This window comes from Larkinella sp. C7 (assembly GCF_006149005.1).
GTDB lineage: Bacteria > Bacteroidota > Bacteroidia > Cytophagales > Spirosomataceae > Larkinella.
Genome location: NZ_VBSL01000141.1, coordinates 1 through 201 on the forward strand (window position 1 = coordinate 1; position 201 = coordinate 201).

Genomic DNA, 201 nt, shown 5'->3' on the forward strand with positions numbered 1-201 from the left:
CGATGGCCCCATCACCCAGAGGGGTTGAAATAGCCGCGATGGTATCAAATTCTTTGGTAATGGACATAAGTCTTCCTTCTTGATTGAGATACTGTCATTGTATCGCAAGCCCTAAGGGATAGCAAGTCATAAAATCACCGCCCCAGTTGGTAGTTGGAGCCTTTTCATGATATAATGAATTGACTAAAAAGAGAGGGAAAA